This is a genomic window from Streptomyces sp. TP-A0356 (genome assembly GCF_001417775.1).
Taxonomy (GTDB): Bacteria; Actinomycetota; Actinomycetes; order Streptomycetales; family Streptomycetaceae; genus Streptomyces.
Genome location: NZ_BBZJ01000020.1, coordinates 256,817 through 274,894 on the forward strand (window position 1 = coordinate 256,817; position 18,078 = coordinate 274,894).

The 18,078-nt window shown below is 71.6% G+C and carries 20 protein-coding genes and 1 pseudogene; 10 read left to right on the forward strand and 11 right to left on the reverse strand.

What is annotated here, in order from left to right; all coding sequences use genetic code 11:
* Positions 1 to 2: 2 nt before the first annotated feature.
* The gene (locus ASC56_RS19740) at positions 3 to 206 is read right to left on the reverse strand and encodes a DUF1918 domain-containing protein (RefSeq protein ID WP_055492788.1); all 204 of its coding nucleotides are present in this window, start codon (positions 204 to 206) and stop codon (positions 3 to 5) included.
* A gap of 98 nt (positions 207 to 304) precedes the next feature.
* A complete protein-coding gene (locus ASC56_RS19745; RefSeq protein WP_055492789.1) occupies positions 305 to 1,231 on the reverse strand; it encodes a DMT family transporter in 927 nt (308 codons plus the stop codon).
* On the opposite strand from ASC56_RS19745, the gene ASC56_RS19750 reads away from it, so the two are divergent.
* The 3 genes and pseudogenes from ASC56_RS19750 (at position 1,230) to ASC56_RS19755 (ending at position 3,588) form a co-directional block, all read left to right on the forward strand.
* Positions 1,230 to 2,711, forward strand: coding sequence for a PLP-dependent aminotransferase family protein (locus ASC56_RS19750; RefSeq protein ID WP_055492790.1), 1,482 nt, complete (start codon positions 1,230 to 1,232; stop codon positions 2,709 to 2,711). The genes ASC56_RS19745 and ASC56_RS19750 overlap by 2 nt on opposite strands.
* A 90-nt stretch (positions 2,712 to 2,801) precedes the next feature.
* Positions 2,802 to 2,945, forward strand: a pseudogene (locus ASC56_RS38195) (GNAT family N-acetyltransferase); the annotation flags it as partial.
* Between the two features lie 55 nt (positions 2,946 to 3,000).
* On the forward strand, positions 3,001 to 3,588 hold the full coding sequence (locus ASC56_RS19755; RefSeq protein WP_055492791.1) for a histidine phosphatase family protein: 588 nt from the start codon (positions 3,001 to 3,003) through the stop codon (positions 3,586 to 3,588).
* On the opposite strand, the gene ASC56_RS19760 is transcribed toward ASC56_RS19755, so the two are convergent.
* The 3 genes from ASC56_RS19760 to ASC56_RS19770 all read right to left on the reverse strand — a co-directional run bounded on the left by ASC56_RS19760 (position 3,571) and on the right by ASC56_RS19770 (position 5,113).
* The gene (locus tag ASC56_RS19760) at positions 3,571 to 4,041 is read right to left on the reverse strand and encodes a DUF6314 family protein (protein WP_055493002.1); all 471 of its coding nucleotides are present in this window, start codon (positions 4,039 to 4,041) and stop codon (positions 3,571 to 3,573) included. The genes ASC56_RS19755 and ASC56_RS19760 overlap by 18 nt on opposite strands.
* A gap of 212 nt (positions 4,042 to 4,253) precedes the next feature.
* A complete protein-coding gene (locus ASC56_RS19765; protein WP_055492792.1) occupies positions 4,254 to 4,691 on the reverse strand; it encodes a carboxymuconolactone decarboxylase family protein in 438 nt (145 codons plus the stop codon).
* Positions 4,688 to 5,113 carry a MerR family transcriptional regulator gene (locus ASC56_RS19770; protein WP_055492793.1) on the reverse strand — a complete coding sequence of 142 codons (426 nt, stop codon included), beginning with the start codon at positions 5,111 to 5,113 and terminating at the stop codon, positions 4,688 to 4,690. The genes ASC56_RS19765 and ASC56_RS19770 overlap by 4 nt, the downstream gene beginning before the upstream one ends.
* A gap of 413 nt (positions 5,114 to 5,526) precedes the next feature.
* Here ASC56_RS19770 and rox point away from each other — a divergent pair, with 413 nt between their 5' ends.
* Positions 5,527 to 6,957, forward strand: coding sequence for a rifampin monooxygenase (gene rox, locus ASC56_RS19775; protein WP_055492794.1), 1,431 nt, complete (start codon positions 5,527 to 5,529; stop codon positions 6,955 to 6,957).
* A 21-nt stretch (positions 6,958 to 6,978) separates the two neighbouring features.
* Here rox and ASC56_RS19780 read toward each other — a convergent pair whose 3' ends face one another.
* Complete coding sequence (locus tag ASC56_RS19780) at positions 6,979 to 7,362, reverse strand: helix-turn-helix domain-containing protein (protein ID WP_055492795.1); 384 nt, start codon at positions 7,360 to 7,362, stop codon at positions 6,979 to 6,981.
* Positions 7,363 to 7,476: 114 nt separating this feature from the next.
* Between ASC56_RS19780 and ASC56_RS19785 the strand changes: the two genes are divergently transcribed.
* The 6 genes from ASC56_RS19785 (at position 7,477) to ASC56_RS19810 (ending at position 12,884) form a co-directional block, all read left to right on the forward strand.
* Entirely contained in the window at positions 7,477 to 7,884 is a 408-nt protein-coding gene (locus ASC56_RS19785) for a RidA family protein (RefSeq protein WP_055492796.1), read from the forward strand.
* A 154-nt stretch (positions 7,885 to 8,038) separates the two neighbouring features.
* Entirely contained in the window at positions 8,039 to 9,067 is a 1,029-nt protein-coding gene (gene argC / locus ASC56_RS19790; RefSeq protein WP_055492797.1) for an N-acetyl-gamma-glutamyl-phosphate reductase, read from the forward strand.
* Positions 9,064 to 10,215, forward strand: a complete 1,152-nt coding sequence (argJ, locus tag ASC56_RS19795; protein ID WP_055492798.1) for a bifunctional glutamate N-acetyltransferase/amino-acid acetyltransferase ArgJ — start codon at positions 9,064 to 9,066, stop codon at positions 10,213 to 10,215. The genes argC and argJ overlap by 4 nt, the downstream gene beginning before the upstream one ends.
* Entirely contained in the window at positions 10,212 to 11,135 is a 924-nt protein-coding gene (gene argB, locus ASC56_RS19800) for an acetylglutamate kinase (RefSeq protein ID WP_055492799.1), read from the forward strand. Before argJ ends, argB begins: the two co-directional genes overlap by 4 nt.
* Entirely contained in the window at positions 11,132 to 12,340 is a 1,209-nt protein-coding gene (locus ASC56_RS19805) for an acetylornithine transaminase (protein WP_055492800.1), read from the forward strand. The genes argB and ASC56_RS19805 overlap by 4 nt, the downstream gene beginning before the upstream one ends.
* Before the next feature lie 7 nt (positions 12,341 to 12,347).
* On the forward strand, positions 12,348 to 12,884 hold the full coding sequence (locus ASC56_RS19810) for an arginine repressor (protein ID WP_055492801.1): 537 nt from the start codon (positions 12,348 to 12,350) through the stop codon (positions 12,882 to 12,884).
* A 48-nt stretch (positions 12,885 to 12,932) separates the two neighbouring features.
* Here the strand turns inward: ASC56_RS19810 and ASC56_RS19815 are convergent, their stop codons facing one another.
* From ASC56_RS19815 to ASC56_RS19835, 5 genes are all read right to left on the reverse strand, one after another.
* Positions 12,933 to 13,721, reverse strand: coding sequence for an FAD:protein FMN transferase (locus tag ASC56_RS19815; RefSeq protein ID WP_055493003.1), 789 nt, complete (start codon positions 13,719 to 13,721; stop codon positions 12,933 to 12,935).
* 12 nt (positions 13,722 to 13,733) lie between these two features.
* The gene (locus ASC56_RS19820) at positions 13,734 to 14,576 is read right to left on the reverse strand and encodes an FMN-binding protein (RefSeq protein WP_199836029.1); all 843 of its coding nucleotides are present in this window, start codon (positions 14,574 to 14,576) and stop codon (positions 13,734 to 13,736) included.
* A gap of 27 nt (positions 14,577 to 14,603) precedes the next feature.
* Positions 14,604 to 15,941, reverse strand: coding sequence for a ferric reductase-like transmembrane domain-containing protein (locus ASC56_RS19825; RefSeq protein WP_055493005.1), 1,338 nt, complete (start codon positions 15,939 to 15,941; stop codon positions 14,604 to 14,606).
* A gap of 124 nt (positions 15,942 to 16,065) precedes the next feature.
* Positions 16,066 to 16,560 (reverse strand): FMN-binding protein, encoded by a 495-nt coding sequence (locus ASC56_RS19830; protein ID WP_055492802.1) that lies wholly within the window; start codon positions 16,558 to 16,560, stop codon positions 16,066 to 16,068.
* A gap of 7 nt (positions 16,561 to 16,567) precedes the next feature.
* Positions 16,568 to 17,917 carry a ferric reductase-like transmembrane domain-containing protein gene (locus tag ASC56_RS19835; protein WP_055492803.1) on the reverse strand — a complete coding sequence of 450 codons (1,350 nt, stop codon included), beginning with the start codon at positions 17,915 to 17,917 and terminating at the stop codon, positions 16,568 to 16,570.
* Positions 17,918 to 18,078 lie beyond the last annotated feature (161 nt).

An 18,078-nucleotide genomic window follows, 5' to 3' on the forward strand; every position in this document is an offset into this window, starting at 1 on the left:
GTTCACCCGATCTGCCGGCTCATGTCCTTGTGGCGGATCTCCGAGTCCGGGCCCGGGCAGCACACCGCCTCCTGCCCGTCCTGGAAGCGAACGCGGTACGGAGGCGTGCCTTCCGCGCCCATCACCTCGACGATCTCGGCGACCTTGTCGTGCTGCCCGACGACCCTGCCGTGCTGCACCAGCTTGTCGCCCACAGTTGCGTGCATCTGATTGGGCCTCCTCGTCATGTGCGGGAGTATCGGCCCGGGGCCGCAGGTCCACGGCCGGGGGCGCCGGTCGACCCGGTCCGCGCGCATCTCTCCGGTCAGCCTCGCGCCCGCTGCGTGACCGCGATGCAGATCAGTACCGCGGCGGCCGTGAGCGGTGCGGCCGGGGTGAGGTGCTCGCCGAGGAGCAATACCGACGACACCAGTGTGAGCAGCGGCTGCGCCAGCTGCAACTGGCTGGCCTTGGGTATTCCGATGGCGGCCATGCCCCGGTACCAGACGACCAGACCGAGGAACTGCGAACCGGCCGCCACCCACAGCAGCCCCGCCACGCCGTGCACCGTGAGCCGGATCGGTTCATGCGACAGGGCGACCAGTGCGCCGGGGACGGTGAGCGGCAGGCACAGCACCAGCGCCCAGCCGATGACCTGCCAGCCGGGCATGATCCGAGCCAGCCGTCCGCCCTCCGTGTAGCCCGCGGCGCACACCAGCAGCGCGCCGAAGAGGTAGGCGTCCGCGACCGTCAGCGCGCCGCCGCTCTGCTGCACGGTGAACGCGATGACGGCGGCGGCACCGGCCAGGGCGGCGACCCAGAAGGTGCGCGAGGGGCGCGCGCCGACACGCAGGGCCGAGAAGACGGCCGTGGTGAGCGGGAGCAGCCCGACCACCACGGCGGCGTGCGCGGTGGTCGAGGTCTGCAGGGCGAGGGTGGTCAGCAGCGGGAAGCCGAGCACGACCCCGGCCGCGACGACGGCGAGACCGGCCCAGTGCGTCCGCGCCGGCAGGGGAACGCGCAGTGCGAGCAGACAGCCGCCGGCGATGACGGCGGCCAGCACACTGCGCACCCCCACGAGTGACCAGGGACCGAACCCTTCCAGCCCCCACGCGGTCGCGGGGAAGGTGAGCGAGAAGGCGACGACCCCCAGCGCGGCCTGCACGGTCCCGGCCCGCCGGACGCCTCCGGCGCGGTGCCCCGTCGACGCTGCTATCGGGAGATCTGCGGTAGCGCTATCCTGTGCTCTCATGCAAGAGCGTAGCAGTGTCGGCGACCTGGCGAACTCCCTGCGGACCGAGATGAAGCGCTACTCTCCGGGTGAGAAGCTGCCGTCCAGTCGCGCGCTCGTCGAGCGATTTCGGGTCAGTCCGGTGACCGTGACACGGGCCCTGGCTCAGCTGGCCGCGGAGGGCCTCGTGGTCACCCGCCCCGGGGCGGGAGCGTTCCGCGCCGAGCCGCGCGCCGCCTCCCCCGCGGTGGGGGACACCGCCTGGCAGGAGGTGGCGCTCAGTGCCGACGCCTCCGCCGAACTCGTGCCGCGGAGCGTGGACGCCTCCGGTGTGGTGGTCTCGCTGACCGCCCCGCCCGCCGGTGTCGTCGAGTTCAACGGCGGCTATCTGCACCCCTCGCTGCAACCGGAGCGCGCGATGGGCGCGGCCTTGTCGCGTGCCGGACGCCGTCCCGGCGTATGGGCCCGGCCGCCCGTCGAGGGGGTCCCCGAGCTGCGCGAGTGGTTCGCCCGCGGCATCGGCGGCGCGATCACCGCGGCCGACGTACTGATCACGGCGGGTGGCCAGTCCGCGCTGACCACCGCGCTGCGGGCCCTGGCACCTCCGGGCGCCCCGGTCCTGGTCGAGTCGCCCACCTACCCCGGCATGCTGGCGATCGCCCGCGCGGCGGGCCTGAGGCCCGTGCCCGTCCCGGTCGACGCGGACGGTGTGAAGCCCGCCCTGCTCGCGGACGCCTTCCGGGCGAGCGGCGCCCGCGTCCTCGTGTGCCAGCCGCTGTTCCAGAACCCCACCGGTGCCGTCCTGGCGCCCGAACGCCGGCGGGAGGTGCTGCGCATCGCGCGCGACGCCGGAGCGTTCGTGATCGAGGACGACTTCGTACGACGCCTGGTGCACGAGGACGCCGGTCCGCTCCCGCCCCCGCTCGCCGCCGAGGATCCCGACGGTGTCGTGGTGCACGTCTGCTCGCTCACCAAGGCCACCTCGCCCAGCTTCCGGGTCGGAGCTCTGGCCGCCCGTGGCCCGGTCCTGGAACGGCTGCGCGCCATCCAGATCGTCGACACCTTCTTCGTTCCGCGCCCGATGCAGGAGGCCGCGCTCGAACTCGTCGGCTCGCCCGCCTGGCCCCGCCATCTGCGCGCCGTCTCCACCGAGTTGAAGCACCGCCGCGACACCATGACCGGAGCCCTGCGCCTGCGGCTGCCCGAACTCGCCCTGCCCCACGTCCCGTCCGGCGGCTACCACCTCTGGGTGCGCCTGCCCGAGGGCACCGACGAGTCAGCTCTCGTCGCGGGCGCACTGCGCGCGGGGGTGGCCGTCACCCCCGGCCGCCCCTACTTCAGTGCCGAACCTCCCGCCGCCCACCTGCGGTTGAGCTTCGCGGCCGTCGCGGGGGCGGGCGAGATCACGGAGGGCGTACGCCGTCTGCGTGCCGCCTGGGACGCGGTGCTCCGACGGCCGAGCGCGGGCACGGTGCGCGCGGGAACGGCCGAGCGGCCCTGACCACTGCCCGGGGGGAAATACGCACGACGCCGGCGCCCGTGGGCTGCGAGTCTCGCGCCATGACTGACGTACCACCTCCGCCCGACGGAAGACCAGGTGGCGTACGCGCGCGTGGTGACCGACGGGGCGGTGTTCGCCTGGCTCTGCGCTGTGTACGTCGACCGGTCGGTGCGCGGCAAGGGCATCGGCACCGCACTCGTCGTCGCGGTCCGCGACCACCTGGCCCCGCTCGGGTAACTCCTGAGTAACGCCCCTTGACCTGCACACTTGCGCGGCCCACGATCGCCGCATGCATCTTCGGGTCACGTTCGTCGCCGCCGCGCGCAGCTCCTCGCTGCTCGCGGAGCGCTTCGAGGACGACCGGCCGCTCGACCAGGCCGGCTGGGACGAGGTGCAGCGCGTCGCCGGGGAGCTGGTGCCGCTCGCGGCGGCCGAGCTGCGCTACTGCTCGCCGACGCCTCGGAGCCGGGCGACCGGGGACGCGCTCGGGTACGCGCCGCTGGTGCAGCCGGCGCTGCGGGACTGCGACATGGGCCGCTGGCGCGGGTTCACGCTGGGCGAGGCGATGGCCCGGGAGCCCTCGGCGGTGGACGCCTGGCTCGCCGACCCCCGTTCCGCACCGCACGGTGGCGAGTCGCTGACGTCGTTCATCTCGCGCATCGGAGGGTGGCTGGACACGCGTCCCGTGGACGACGGCGGCCGCGTCGTCGCCGTGGCGGAGCCGTCGGTGGTGCGGGCGGCGCTGGTGTACGCGCTCAGGGCGCAGCCGGCGTCGTACTGGAACATCGACGTCCGGCCCCTGTCGACGGTGACGCTCGCCGGGCACCACGGGCGCTGGAACCTCCGCCTGGAGGCCGTGTCACAGCGGCGGGACTGACGTCCCGGGCTCGCGTGCGTAGTCGGTGGTCAGGACGAGGTCCTTCGCGGGCCCGCCGACCCGCCACACCGTGCGCCAGCGGTCCTGGTCCAGGGCCGTGAACTCGCCCCGGTAGAGGTCGGCGGCGCAGGGATGGTCGGCGACGTGGTGGCCGGTCGTGAGGTCGAGATCGTGGAACGGGCGGCCGTCGGCGAAGCGCACGTGTGATGTGCCGGGGCGGTCGCCGGGCAGGAACCACAGCGTCCGCTCGGCGGGACGGGAGGCGCCCTGCCAGACGAACAGGCCCGACTCGTGGTGCAGGAGCCCGTCACCGCCGTCCTCCAGGGGTGAGAAGACCGTCGTCCCGCTGAAGTGCCCGTCCTGACCGCTCGCGAGGTCACGCACGGTGCGCTCCACCCGCCAGCGCCCGGCCAGATGGGCCAGCACGTCCTGCACGGGCCAGTACGCGCCCATCGCCATTCCCTCGTCTCCTCATGGGTGCCTGCACGCCCGATCGACGCGCACACACCCCTCTCCATCTTGCCGTTCGAAGTAGGGGCCAGTGTCCGATGTCTCGGACACTGTAGAGAGCCGCGAAGTATCCATGTCACGCACCCGCACCCGCCGGAGACTCGGTCTCACCGCCACCGCGTTCCTGGTGGCCGCAGCCGCCGTCGTCCTGCGGATCAGGCAGAGGTGGTGGGGTCCTGAGCGGGCTGCTGTCCGAGCGGCAGCAGTCCGCGCTCGACGAAGACCTTCTTCGCGGCGAACGTGGCGTTCAGCGCCTTGGGTATGCCGCAGTAGACGGCGGAGTGCAGCAGCGCCTCGACGATCTGCTCCGGCGTGAGGCCCACGTTGAGCGCCGCGTTCACGTGCACGTCCAGCTGGGCCTCGCAGCCGCCGAGCGCGGTGAGCATGCCCAGGGTGACCAACTGGCGGTCGCGCGGGGCGAGTCCGGGGCGGTCGTAGATGTCACCGAAGGCCCAGGCGACGATCTGGTGGCCGAGTTCGGGGTTGATGTCGGCGAGCGAGTCGACGACCCGCTGCCCGGCCTCGCCGTCGACCTGCTTCAGGACCTCAAGGCCGTGGGCGAAACGCTCTTCACGGGTGGTGCTCGCGCTCATGCCGGTTCGTCCGTTCCCAGCTGCCACTCGTGGAGCAGCCGTTCGTAGTGATGGATCTTGTCGTCCAGCGCCGCCGCGTTCCGCCGCAGGGCGCGGATCCTCTGCGCCAGTTCGGCGCGGTGCTCCCGGAGCATCGCCAGCCGGTCGGCGACCGTGATGTCGCCCTGGGCCCGCAGCCGGGCGAAGCGCTGCATGTCGGCGATCGGCATGCCCGTCTCGCGCAGCCGCAGCAGGAACTCCAGCCAGGCCAGGTCGGCCGCCTCGTAGCGCCGCTGGTTGCCGGTGGTGCGGCCGACCCGCTCGATCAGGCCGGCCTTCTCGTAGTAGCGCAGCGTGTCGTGCGAGAGGCCGGTGCGCTCGGCCACCTGGGCGATGGTCAAAGACGGCTCCCGGTCCTGTGGGAGCGGCTGTCCGCTGGTCATGACACGACGGTAGAACCTGGAGCGCGCTCCAGGTCGAGGCCGTGGCCGACCGCCTGGGCCGTCATCGGTACGCCCGCCTCGAAGTGCTGCGGGGGCGGCGGATCGCCTCAACGCCGTCCGCATCCACGGCGGCTACGTCCACTCGACCGAGTTCGGCGTCGGCCGCTACTTCCGCGACGCCCGCCACGGGAGGAACTTGTCCGTCCACGGCGGACGACAAAAGGTAAAGGCAAGGAGGTTACCCACTCCTTGCCACTCTCAACGTATAGCGCACCGGGGGCCTTGCGGCAAGCCCCTGGTCGTGCTGCAGAATCTCCGCTCGAAACCAGAACCTGCGGAAATCAGGGATTCGCGAAGTATGTGCGCATCGCGGGGCAGCTGGCCGAAATGCAACCTTGTTGAGTGGGGGGTTCATGATTGACGTGATCGTTGCCGGCGCAGGACCGACCGGCTTGATGCTGGCCGGCGAGTTGCGGCTGCACGGCGTGCACGCGGTCGTGCTGGAGAAGGACGCGGAGCCGACCGGGCAGTCCCGCGCGCTCGGCCTGCACGCACGCAGCGTCGAGGTGATGGACCAGCGCGGTCTGCTGGAGCGGTTCCTTCCGCTCGGCGAGCAGTTCGCGGCCGGCGGCTTCTTCGCCGGCATCGGCAAGTCGTGGCCTGAGCGGCTGGACACCGCGCATGCGTACGTCCTCGGCATCCCGCAGACCACCACCGAGCGCCTGCTGACCGAGCACGCCACCGAGCTCGGCGCCGAGATCCGGCGCGGCTGCGAACTGGTCGGGCTGAGCCAGGACGAACACGGGGTGACCGCCGAGCTGGCCGACGGCACGCGGCTGCGCTCGCGCTACCTCGTCGGCTGCGACGGCGGCCGCAGCACGGTGCGCAAGCTGCTCGGCGTCGGCTTCCCCGGCGAGCCCTCCATGGTCGAGACGCTGCTGGGCGAGATGGAGGTGGCCGTGCCGCCGGAGACGCTCGCCGCCGTCGTGGCCGAAGTCCGCAAGACCCAGCTGCGGTTCGGCGCCATGCCCCTCGGGGACGGGGTGTACCGCATCATCGTGCCCGCCGAAGGGGTGGCCGAGGACCGTGCGACTGCGCCGACCCTCGAGGAGTTCAAGCAGCGGCTGCGGGTGTTCGCCGGCACCGACTTCGGCGTGCACTCACCACGCTGGCTCTCGCGCTTCGGCGACGGCACCCGGCTGGCCGAGCGCTACCGGGTCGGCCGGGTGCTGCTGGCCGGCGACGCGGCGCACATCCACCCCCCGACCGGCGGGCAGGGGCTCAACCTCGGCGTCCAGGACGCGTTCAACCTCGGCTGGAAACTGGCCGCCGAGGTGGGCGGCTGGGCACCGGAGGGGCTGCTGGACAGCTACCACATCGAACGGCACCCGGTGGCCGCCGATGTGCTGGACAACACCCGCGCGCAGATGCAGCTGCTGGCCACGGAGCCGGGTGCCCGGGCAGTGCGCCGGCTGGTGTCGGAACTGATGGACTTCGAGGAGGTGAACCGGTACCTGATCGAGAAGATCAGTGGGATCGGGGTCCGCTACGACTTCGGCGAGGGACATGCACTGCTCGGCCGGCGGTTGCGGGACGTGGAACTGAAGCGGGGGCGCCTCTACGCGCTGATGCACGCCGGCCGCGGGCTGCTGCTCGACCAGACCGGCCGGCTCTCGGTGGCGGGCTGGGCAGACCGGGTCGACCACGTCGTCGACGTCAGCGCGGAGCTGGATGTGCCCGCGGTACTGCTGCGGCCGGACGGTCACGTGGCGTGGGTCGGCGAAGATCCGGCGGATCTGCTCGGCCGGCTGCCGAGGTGGTTCGGCGCGCCCGTCACCACTTGATGGAGGCAAGTGCGCCGGCCGTCAGGCGTCGAAGCGGCGGCGGGCGGTCTCGATGTGACCGAGGTACCGCTGGGTCCAGTCGCACATTCCGTCGACCACCGCTCGCAGGGCTCGGCCCGCCTCCGTGAGGGTGTACTCGACCCGCGGCGGCACGGTGGGATGCACGCACCGCTCGACCAGGCCGTTGCGCTCCAGCACGCGCAGGTTCTGGGTGAGCATCTTGTGACTGATGCCCTCGATCTCGTTACGCAACTCGGTAAAGCGCAGGGTGCGTTCGCCCACCGCTTCGATGATCAGGAACGCCCACTTGTTGGCGATGTCCGAGAAGATCTCCCGCGCCAACGAGTCCGCGCGTGTCAGGTCTGCTTCGTCCTTGGGCGAGCCCTTGAACGGCTTGGTCACCATGAGGTTCCCCAGTCACCGAAAAGTGCGTTCTTCCACGTCAGCGGCCACTCTCCTACGGTTCCTGAGTAACCACAAGAGACCAAGGGCGTCTCTCACGACAAGGAGGCCGGCAGCATGGCCATCACCCTGGTGAATCCCGGCGGATTGCCCAAGATCGACGTCTACCGGCAGGTGTCGATCGCATCCGGTTCGAAACTGGTCTTCATCGCCGGGCAGGTCGCCTGGGATGCCGAGGGAGTCACGGTCGGCGAAGGCGACCTCGCCGCGCAGGTCGAGCAGTGCTACCTCAACATCGGCACCGCCCTGGCCGAGGTCGGCGGTTCCTTCGACGACGTGGCGAAACTGACCGTCCACGCCGTCGACTGGACCCCCGACAAGATGCCCCTACTCCTGGAGGGGATCTCCCGGGCGGCCGCGAAGCTGGGGGGCACCCCGGTCCCGCCGGCCACGCTGCTGGGCGTAGCGGCGCTGGACGTCCCCGACCATCTCGTGGAGATCGAAGCCACCGCGGTCCTCGACTGAACAGACGCTCTTCGTCCCGCTGGGCGCCGAAGTGCCGACTACGGTGCTCAGTGGCCGACCAGCGCGCTCGGTCACCGACGATCCAGGCTCCCTGATCCCGGATTGCATAACCGTGCACTGCAACGTATAGTCATGCCATCCAGGAGGAGGTTCCATGACGGTACGTGCGGCGGTGGCCGGGGCGAGCGGATACGCGGGTGGGGAGCTGCTGCGTCTGCTCCTGGCGCATCCGGGGGTCGAGATCGGTGCCCTGACCGGGAACTCCAACGCCGGGCAGCGGATCGGCGCGCTACAGCCGCATCTGCTGCCGCTCGCCGACCGTCTGCTGGAGGAGACCACACCCCAGGTCCTCGCCGGGCATGACGTGGTCTTCCTCGCCTTGCCCCACGGGCAGTCCGCGGCCGTCGCCGAGCTGCTCGGACCGGAGGTGCTCGTGATCGACATGGGCGCCGACTTCCGGCTGAAGGACGCGGCCGACTGGGAGCGCTTCTACGGCTCGCCGCACGCCGGGACCTGGCCCTACGGCCTCCCCGAACTGCCGGGTGGCCGCGCTGCGCTGGAGGGGTCCAAGCGTATCGCGGTGCCCGGTTGCTACCCGACCGCCGCCTCGCTCGCACTCTTCCCCGCGTACGCGGCCGGGCTCGCCGAGGCCGAGGCCGTGATCGTCGCCGCCTCCGGCACCTCCGGCGCCGGCAAGGCACCCAAGCCGCACCTGCTCGGCAGCGAGGTCATGGGCTCCATGTCCCCCTACGGCGTCGGCGGCGTCCACCGGCACACCCCCGAGATGATCCAGAACCTCAGCGCTGCCGCCGGGGAGCGCGTCTGCGTCTCCTTCACCCCCACCCTGGCGCCCATGCCCCGCGGCATCCTCGCCACCTGCAGCGCCAAGGCCAGGCCCGGTGTCACGGCCGAGTCCGTCCGCGCCGCCTACGAGAAGGCCTTCTCGGACGAGCCCTTCGTGCACCTCCTCCCCGGCGGTCAGTGGCCGGCCACCGCGTCCGTCTACGGTTCCAACGCCGTTCAGGTGCAGGTCGCGTACGACGAGAGTGCGGGCCGCATCATCGCGATCAGCGCCATCGACAACCTGACCAAGGGCACCGCGGGCGGTGCCGTACAGAGCATGAACATCGCCCTCGGGCTCGACGAGACCACCGGACTCACCACGATCGGAGTCGCACCGTGAGCGTCACCGCCGCCAAGGGCTTCACCGCCTCCGGCATCGCAGCAGGCATCAAGGGGAACGGGAACCCCGACCTGGCCCTCGTGGTCAACAACGGGCCCCGTCGTGCCGCCGCGGGCGTCTTCACCTCCAACCGTGTGAAGGCCGCGCCGGTGCTGTGGTCCGAGCAGGTCCTCAAGAGCGGCCGGCTCTCGGCGGTCGTCCTCAACTCCGGCGGAGCCAACGCCTGTACGGGCCCCAAGGGATTCCAGGACACCCACGCCACCGCCGAGAAGGCCGCCGAGGTCCTGGGCCTGGGCGCCGCCGAGGTGGCCGTCTGCTCCACGGGTCTCATCGGCGTGCTGCTCCCCATGGACAAGCTGCTCCCGGGAGTCGAGACCGCGGCCGCGTCGCTGAGCGAGCACGGCGGCGAGAAGGCCGCCATCGCCATCAAGACCACCGACACCGTCCACAAGACGTCCGTCGTGACCCGGGAGGGCTGGACCGTCGGCGGCATGGCCAAGGGCGCGGGCATGCTCGCGCCGGGCCTGGCCACCATGCTCGTCGTCCTCACCACCGACGCCGACGTCGACAGCGCGACGCTGGACAAGGCCCTGCGCGGCGCCACCAAGGTCACCTTCGACCGGGTCGACTCCGACGGATGCATGTCCACCAACGACACCGTGCTCCTGCTGGCCTCCGGGGCCTCCGGAGTGGCCCCGGAGTTCGAGGAGTTCGCCGACGCCGTCCGCGCCGTCTGCGACGACCTCGGACAGCAGCTCGTCCGGGACGCCGAGGGTGCCAGCAAGGACATCAAGGTCGAGGTGGTGGGCGCCGCGACCGAGGACGACGCCGTCGAGGTGGGCCGCTCCATCGCCCGCAACAACCTCCTCAAGTGCGCCATCCACGGCGAGGACCCCAACTGGGGCCGGGTCCTGTCGGCCATCGGCACCACGAGCGCCGCCTTCGAACCGGACCAGCTCAACGTCGCCATCAACGGCGTCTGGGTCTGCAAGAACGGCTCCGTCGGCGACGACCGCGAGCTCGTCGACATGCGCTACCGCGAGGTGCACATCCTCGCCGACCTCGCCGCCGGCTCCGAGACCGCCACCATCTGGACCAACGACCTCACCGCCGACTACGTCCACGAGAACAGCGCCTACTCCTCATGAGCAATGGAACGACGCGCAAACACACAGCGCTGCCCAAGGCCCAGATCCTCATCGAGGCGCTGCCCTGGCTGACCCGGCACCACGGCAAGACGGTCGTGATCAAGTTCGGCGGCAACGCCATGGTGAACGAGGAGCTGAAGGCCGCCTTCGCCCAGGACGTGGTCTTCCTGCGGCACGCGGGACTGAAGCCGGTCGTCGTGCACGGCGGCGGCCCTCAGATCAGCGCCGCCCTCGACCGGCACGGCATCGTCAGCGAGTTCAAGGCGGGTCTGCGGGTCACCAGCGACGACGCCATGGACGTCGTACGCATGGTCCTCGCCGGGCAGGTGCAGCGCGAGCTGGTCGGGCTGCTCAACCAGCACGGGCCGCTCGCCGTCGGACTGACCGGCGAGGACGCGCACACCATCACCGCCACCAAGCACCAGCCCGAGATCGACGGTGAGTTGGTCGACATCGGGAGGGTGGGCGAGATCACCGAGATCGACACGGGCGCGATCGAGGCGCTGCTCGCCGACGGCCGTATCCCGGTCGTCTCGTCGATCGCCCGAAGCCAGGACGACGGGGATCTGGGACATGTCTACAACGTCAATGCTGATACGGCGGCTGCGGCACTCGCTGCGGCACTGGGCGCGGAAACCCTCATGGTCCTCACGGATGTCGAAGGCCTCTACGAGGACTGGCCGCACAGCGACGAGGTGATCAGCCGCCTCACCGCTTCCCAACTGGAGAAGCTGCTGCCGGAGCTGTCCTCCGGCATGGTGCCGAAGATGGAGGGCTGCCTGCACGCCGTGCGCAACGGTGTCCGCACCGCCCGCGTCATCGACGGCCGGGTCCAGCACTCGATCCTGCTGGAGATCTTCACCGACGAGGGCATCGGCACGATGGTGCTGCCCGACGAGCACGAGGGGGACCGGGAATGACGGGCACGACGGGCAACCAGGAGCTCACCCAGCGGTGGCAGGGCGCGCTCATGAACAACTACGGCACCCCGCGGCTCCCCCTCGTCCGCGGCGCGGGCACCCGGCTGTGGGACGCCGACGGCACGGAGTACGTCGACTTCGTCGGCGGCATCGCGGTCAACGCGCTCGGCCACGCCCACCCCGCGGTCGTCGAGGCCGTCAGCAGGCAGATCGCCTCCCTCGGCCATGTCTCCAACCTGTTCATCGCCGAACCGCCCGTCGCACTCGCCGAGCGGCTGCTCCAGCTCTTCGGCCGGGACGGCAAGGTGTTCTTCTGCAATTCCGGGGCCGAGGCCAACGAGGGCGCCTTCAAGATCGGCCGGCTGACCGGCCGCACCCACATGGTCGCCACCGAGGGCGGCTTCCACGGCCGCACCATGGGCGCCCTCGCGCTCACCGGCCAGCCCGGCAAGCAGGAGCCGTTCCGGCCACTGCCCGGTGACGTCACACACGTCCCGTACGGCGACGCCCAGGCCCTGGCCGGCGCGGTCACCGAGGACACCGCCCTCGTGATCATCGAACCCGTCCAGGGCGAGAACGGGGTCGTCGTGCCGCCCGCCGGTTACCTCAAGGCGGCCCGTGCGATCACCGCCGCCACCGGGGCGCTGCTCGTGCTCGACGAGGTGCAGACCGGCGTCGGCCGTACCGGGCACTGGTTCGAGTACCAGGCCCACGAGGGCGTCCTGCCGGACGTCGTCACGCTCGCCAAGGGCCTCGGCGGCGGGCTGCCGCTCGGCGCCACCGTCGCCTTCGGGCGCGCCGCCGAGCTGCTCCGGCCCGGCCACCACGGCACGACCTTCGGCGGCAACCCCGTCGCGTGCGCCGCCGGGCTCGCCGTCCTGGACACCATCGCGGCCGAGGGCCTGCTGGAGAACGTGAAGCGGCAGAGCGAGAAGCTGCGGGACGGAATCGAGGCGCTGGCGCACCCGTTGATCGACCATGTCCGGGGCTCGGGCCTGCTCCTGGGTATCGTGCTCACCGAGCCGCTCGCACAGCAGGCGCAGCAGGCGGCTCAGGACGCCGGTCTCCTGGTGAACGCGCCCGCCCCGAACGTCGTACGGCTGATGCCGCCGCTGAACCTCGGCGACGACGACGTGGCGGCGTTCCTCCAGGCGCTCCCCGGTGTCCTCGACGCAGTGAACGGGGACGGACGATCCGGAGAATGAGACGACGATGAGTCAGGCACAGGACCACGAGCACGCGGGGCCCTCCGTGCCGCAGACCCGCACCGCACGCCACCGCCGGATCGTGGACATCCTCAACCGGCAACCGGTGCGCTCACAGAGCCAGTTGGCGAAACTCCTCGCCGACGACGGGCTGACCGTCACCCAGGCGACGCTCTCCCGGGACCTGGACGAGCTGAACGCGGTGAAGATCCGCAACACCGACGGTGACCTCATCTACGCGGTTCCGAGCGAGGGCGGCTTCCGCACCCCGCGCGCACCGCTCGGCGAGTCGGCCAAGGAGGAGCGAATGCGGCGGCTGTCCCAGGAGCTGCTGATCTCCGCGGAGGCCTCCGCCAACCTCGTGGTCCTGCGTACCCCGCCAGGCGCGGCCCAGTTCCTGGCCTCGGCCATCGACCAGGCGGAACTGCAGGACATCCTCGGCACCATCGCGGGTGACGACACGCTGCTGCTGATCAGCCGGGATCCGGACGGCGGCCAAGCGCTCGCCGACCACCTGCTGCGGCTGGCGCAGAACGGGAACTGAGACGTACGGGGCCGTCGTACCGGAACCGGGGCGCCGACCCGCGCGCAGTCATCCCAGCCGCGCCGCCAGTCCTCCCGTGCAGCGCACCTCGTCGCCCGCCGTGATCAGCAGCGCCTCCACGTCCGGCAGGGACTCCAGCCAGGCCAGGCCCTCCCGCGACCCCATCGCGAACGCGGCGGTCGCCCAGCAGTCGGCCCAGGTCAGCCGTGGGGCCACCACGGTCACGGCCACCAGGTCGGTGACTGCGGAACGGCCGGTGCGCGGGTCCACGATGTGCGCGCCCCGCTCCGCCGTGCCGGAGGTGGCCACGGCCAGTTCGTCGGCGCCCGCGGCGGAGACCACCGCCGCCAGCCCACCGGGCCGTAACGGATCCGACACGCCGACCCGCCAGGGGCGGTGCGGCCCGGGCACGCCGTACACCTGCACGTCCCCGCCGCCGTTGACGCTCACCCCGCTCACCCCGGCCGCCGCCAGATGCCGGGCCGCCCGTTCGACCGCCCAGCCCTTGACGATCCCGGTCGGATCGATGACCCCCTCGTACCGCGTGCTGAACCAGCCGTCGCTGAGCCGCTCCGCCTCGGCGCCCAGAGCGAGCACCTCGGCCACTTCCGGGTCGCAGTCCTCGACCGTGACCTCGCCGCGGGCGAGCCGTGACATCTGGCTCCGCTCCCGGTAGGTGCTGAACACCTCGTCCACCCGGTGCAGCCCGGCGATCGCCTCCCCGAGCGCGGTCCGCACGGCCTCGCAATCGCCGCCGCGCACGTCGAAGGAGACGACGGTGCCCATCACCTCCTCCGCGTGGCGCAGCGCGGGCGGTGCCCCGGCGGGGTCCGTCACCTGATCGACCACTCAGCCACCGGCCTTGTCCAGGGCCGACTGCAGGGACTGCTTGTATCCGGTGCTGGTATAGGTCGCACCGGAAACCGCGTCGATGTTCGCACTCTGTGCGCTCACCGCCTCCTGATTGAGTTTGGGGACGGAGATGGCGGTCTTCTGGTCGCTGAGGCCGCCCTTGGGTGCCTGGACGGCCTCGGCCTTGGTGATCTTCCCGCCGCTGAGGGTCAGGCGCACCTGGACATTGCCGTACTGGGTCTGCGCCACGTTACCCGTCACCGTACGGGCCTGTGCCGACGACCCCGACGAGCCGGACGACCCCGACGAGCCCGACGACCCCGACGAGCCGGACGACGCCTTGCCGCCGGCGGACCCCGACGAGCCGCTGCCCGCGGAGGTGGCCTTCGCCTTGTCGAGCGCCGACTGCAACGACTTCCTGTATCCGCCGCTCGTGTACGTGGCGCCCGAGACCGCGTCGATCTGCGCGCTCTGTGCGGCGACGGCCTCCTGGTTGAGTTTGGGGACGGAGATGGCGGTCTTCTGGTCGCTGAGGCCGCCCTTGGGGGCCTGGACGGCCTCGGCCTTGGTGATCTTCCCGCCGCTGACGGTGAGGCGCACCTGGACGTTGCCGTACTGCGTCTGCGCCACGTCACCGGTGACCGTCCGCGTGCCCGCCTGCCGCGAGCTGCCGCCCTGCGGTGCCTCCTGGGCGGCCGCGGTCTGCTGCGGTGCCGCTCCGCCCGCCGCCTGCGCGGAGGCCGGACCGGACGCCGGCTTCAGCGAGAGCAGCAGCACGATCCCGGACACGGTGGCGGCGCCGGCGAGCACGACGCGCCGGATGGGGTGGCTCTTCCTCATCGTTCCTGAGCTCCTGATTCCCGTCGCTCACATCTCGAACGACTCGTGATGGATGCGGCGGGCGGGGACCCCCGCACCGCGCAGTGCTTCGTACACCTGCTGCGCGAAGCCGGGCGGCCCGCACATGAAGACGTCGTGCTCGTCGATGTCCGGCAGCTTGCGGCGCAGAGTGTCCGCGGAGATGTCCGGGCGCTCCCCGTCGGGGCTGTTGACCGCGTACATGAGCCGGGCGCCGCGCTCCTCGGCGATCTGGGCCAGCTCGTCCCACAGGGCCAGGTCCTGGGTGGTGTTGGCCCGGTACAGCAGCGTCAGATCGCCGGCGGCCCCGGGCAGCGTCTCGAACAGCGCCCGCATCGGCGTGATACCGACCCCACCGGCCACCAGCAGCACCTTGCCGCGGCTGCGCCGGTCCGCGGTCAGCGCCCCGTAGGGGCCCTCCGCCCACACCCGGGTGCCGGGCTCCAGGTCCCGCAGCGCCGAGCTGTGGTCGCCGATCGCCTTCACCGTGATGCGCAGCATGTTGGGGCGGGGCGCCGCCGAGAGCGAGTACGGGTGCGAGCTGAAGCGCATACCGGGCGCCAGGAACCGCCAGCGGAAGAACTGACCGGCCTCCGCACCCATCCGGTGCAGCTTCCGGCCGGTCATCAGCACCGAGACGATCCCGGGCGTCTCCTCGATGACCGCCTCGACCCGCAGCCGGTGGCGCATGTTCAGCCGGATCGGCGTCAGGATCCGGTACCAGATCACCAGCGCGGTCACCGACCCGTACAGCGCGTACCAGGCGGTCTTCGCCTCCGGCTGCCCGGCGAACTCGTTGCCGGTCGACAGCTGGTGCCAGAACGACAGGTACGTGGCCGCGTAGGTGAGCAGATGGACGTGGTACCAGAGGTCATAAGGGATCCGGCGGCGGATCGGGCCGATCGAGATCAGGCCGATGAGCACCAGCAGACCCGTGCCGATGGCCGCCTTGCCGACGTCCGGCAGCTGGTTGACGGAGTCGATGGTCTGCTGGACGATCCCGCCGAGCCCCTTGCCGGACTGCAGGGCGTAGGCCCACATGGTCAGGAAGAGATGGGCGAGGACCAGGCAGATGGTGTACCGGCCGGTCATCGCGTGCCAGCGCGCGACCCGGTCGGAGCCGACCCGGCGCTCCAGCGCGGGCACCCGGGCCATCTGCAGCACCACCAGCGCCATCAGATAGCCGGCGAGCAGACCGGTGATCCGCCCCGCGTTGAGGATCCTGGTGTTGTTGTCGGCGATGGACGGGGTGTTCGTCCACCACAGCCAGATGACGCCCGCCGCGCCCGCCCAGAGGGCGACCACCAGCGGGACGGCGGGGGAGCGGCGTGGGCGAATGCGGCGCATCGTCTGGCGCCGCGCGGCGCGGCCACCGGCGATCGTGGACACGGTCTCCTCCGTGGTCCTCCGTGGGACGGGTGAGGCCAGCGGCCCCCTTGGCCCAGTGGTACGTGGCGCGGCGCCCATGCGTTCAACGGCTCGCGGAGTCCAGCGCCGACTGGAGTGACTGGCGGTAACCATCGCTCGTGTAGGTGGCGCCGGAGACGGTGTCGATGCTCGCGCTCTGCGCGGCCATCGCCTCCCGGGTCAGCTGCGGAACGGCGTAGCTGTTGATCTCCTGGTCCCTCGGGTTGTCCTGGGGATAGGTCACCGCCGTGACGTCGGTGAGCTTGCCGTTCCTCAGCGTGATCCGGACCTGGACGGGACCGTAACGGGTCTGGACCGATTCACCGGTGACGGTCTTCGTGGCCTTCGTCGTGCCCGGACCGCCCGACGCGCTCGCGCCGGTCCCACCGGATCCGGCCGACGCGCTCGCACCGCTCGACGCGGCGGGCGAGGGCGCGGCCACGGCGACGCCCGGCGTGGAGTGGGGCTTCATCGACAGCAGCAGCACCATCCCGGAGACGGTCGCGGCGCTCGCCAGCACGATCCGCCGCAGCGGGCTCTTCCTCTTCAACGCGTGCACGACGGCCTCACAGCTCGAACGACTCGTGGTGGATACGGCGGTCGGGGACCCCGGCCGCGCGCAGCGCCTCGTACATGTCCTCGGCGAAGCCGGGCGGACCGCACAGATAGACGTCGTGGTCGACGAGTTCGGGTACGGCGGCATGCAGCCGGCCGGGTGTGACGCGCGGGCGTGAGCCGTCCTCACCGTTGAGCAGGTACATCACCCGGGCGCCCCGCCAACGCGCTATGGCCTCCAGTTCGCCGCCCAGCGCCAGGTCCTCGGGCGAGCGCGCCCGGTACAGCAGCGTCACCTCACCCGGCAGTGTCTCGAACAGGGCGCGCAGCGGGGTGACTCCGACGCCGCCCGCGATCAGCAGTGCCTTGTCCGTGGTCTGCCGGTCGGCGGTCAGCGACCCGTAGGGGCCCTCCGCCCACACCCGGGTGCCGGGTCGCAGCGTCGCCACCGATGCGCTGTGGTCGCCGAGCGCCTTGGCGGTGATGCGCAGCCGGTTGCCGCGGGGCGGCGCCGACAGGGAGTACGGCGTGGACGTCCAGCGCAGACCGTCGGTGCGGAACCGCCAGCGGAAGAACTGCCCCGGTTCGGCGCCGAGTTCCTCAAGGTGCCGGCCGCGTATGACGACGGACCACACGCCCGGCGCCTCCCGCTGGACCGACTCCACCCGCAGCCGGTGGCGCAGGTTCAGCCGCACCGGGCTGAGGACGCGGAACCACATCACCAGGGCGGCGACGCCCAGGTACAGCGCGTACCACGCGGCCTGCGCCACCGCGTTCCCGGTGAACTCGGCGCCCAGCGCGAGCTGGTGGCCGAAGGCGAGGAAGACCGCGGCGTAGGTGAGGAGGTGGACGTAGTACCAGAACTCGTGGCTGATCCTGCGGCGGACCGCACGCGCCGAGGTGATTCCGACGGCGAACAGGATGAGGGTGCCGAGGGTGGCCTTGAGCATCTCCGGGTAGTCGAGGACCACGGTGAGCGTCTCGCGCACGAGCGAGGCCCGGTCCTGGGCGGCGTACCCGGACAGGATCAGGACGATGTGCGCCACCAGCAGGCAGACCGTGTACCGCCCCGCCATCGCGTGCCAGCGGGCCACCCGGTCCGAGCCGATCCGCCGCTCCAGGAGCGGCACGCGGGCCATCAGCCCCACCAGCATGGCGCAGGCGTATCCGCACAGCAGTCCTGCGATCCGCCCGGCCCCGGTCAGCCAGCCGGCCGTGCCCACCACGGAGCCGGTGTCCTGCCACCACAGGGCCACCACTGCGGCCGCCCCCGCCCACAGGAGGGCCAGCAGCGGGACCGCCGGAGAGCGCCTGACGATCGGCGGCAGGGGCGGCGCCTGCTGCTGGTACACCGTGGTCATGGTCCGTTCCTTTCGGCCGTCGGGGACGCAACTGTGCAGGCGCAACCTCTGAGCCTGCTCTGAAGGGAACGGGGCAGGGGGCCCTGGGCAGGGAACTTCCGGCGCGGGGGCCCCGGCACTCATAGGGAACTCAGAGGCTCCGGGGTCCTCGGCCGCCCTCG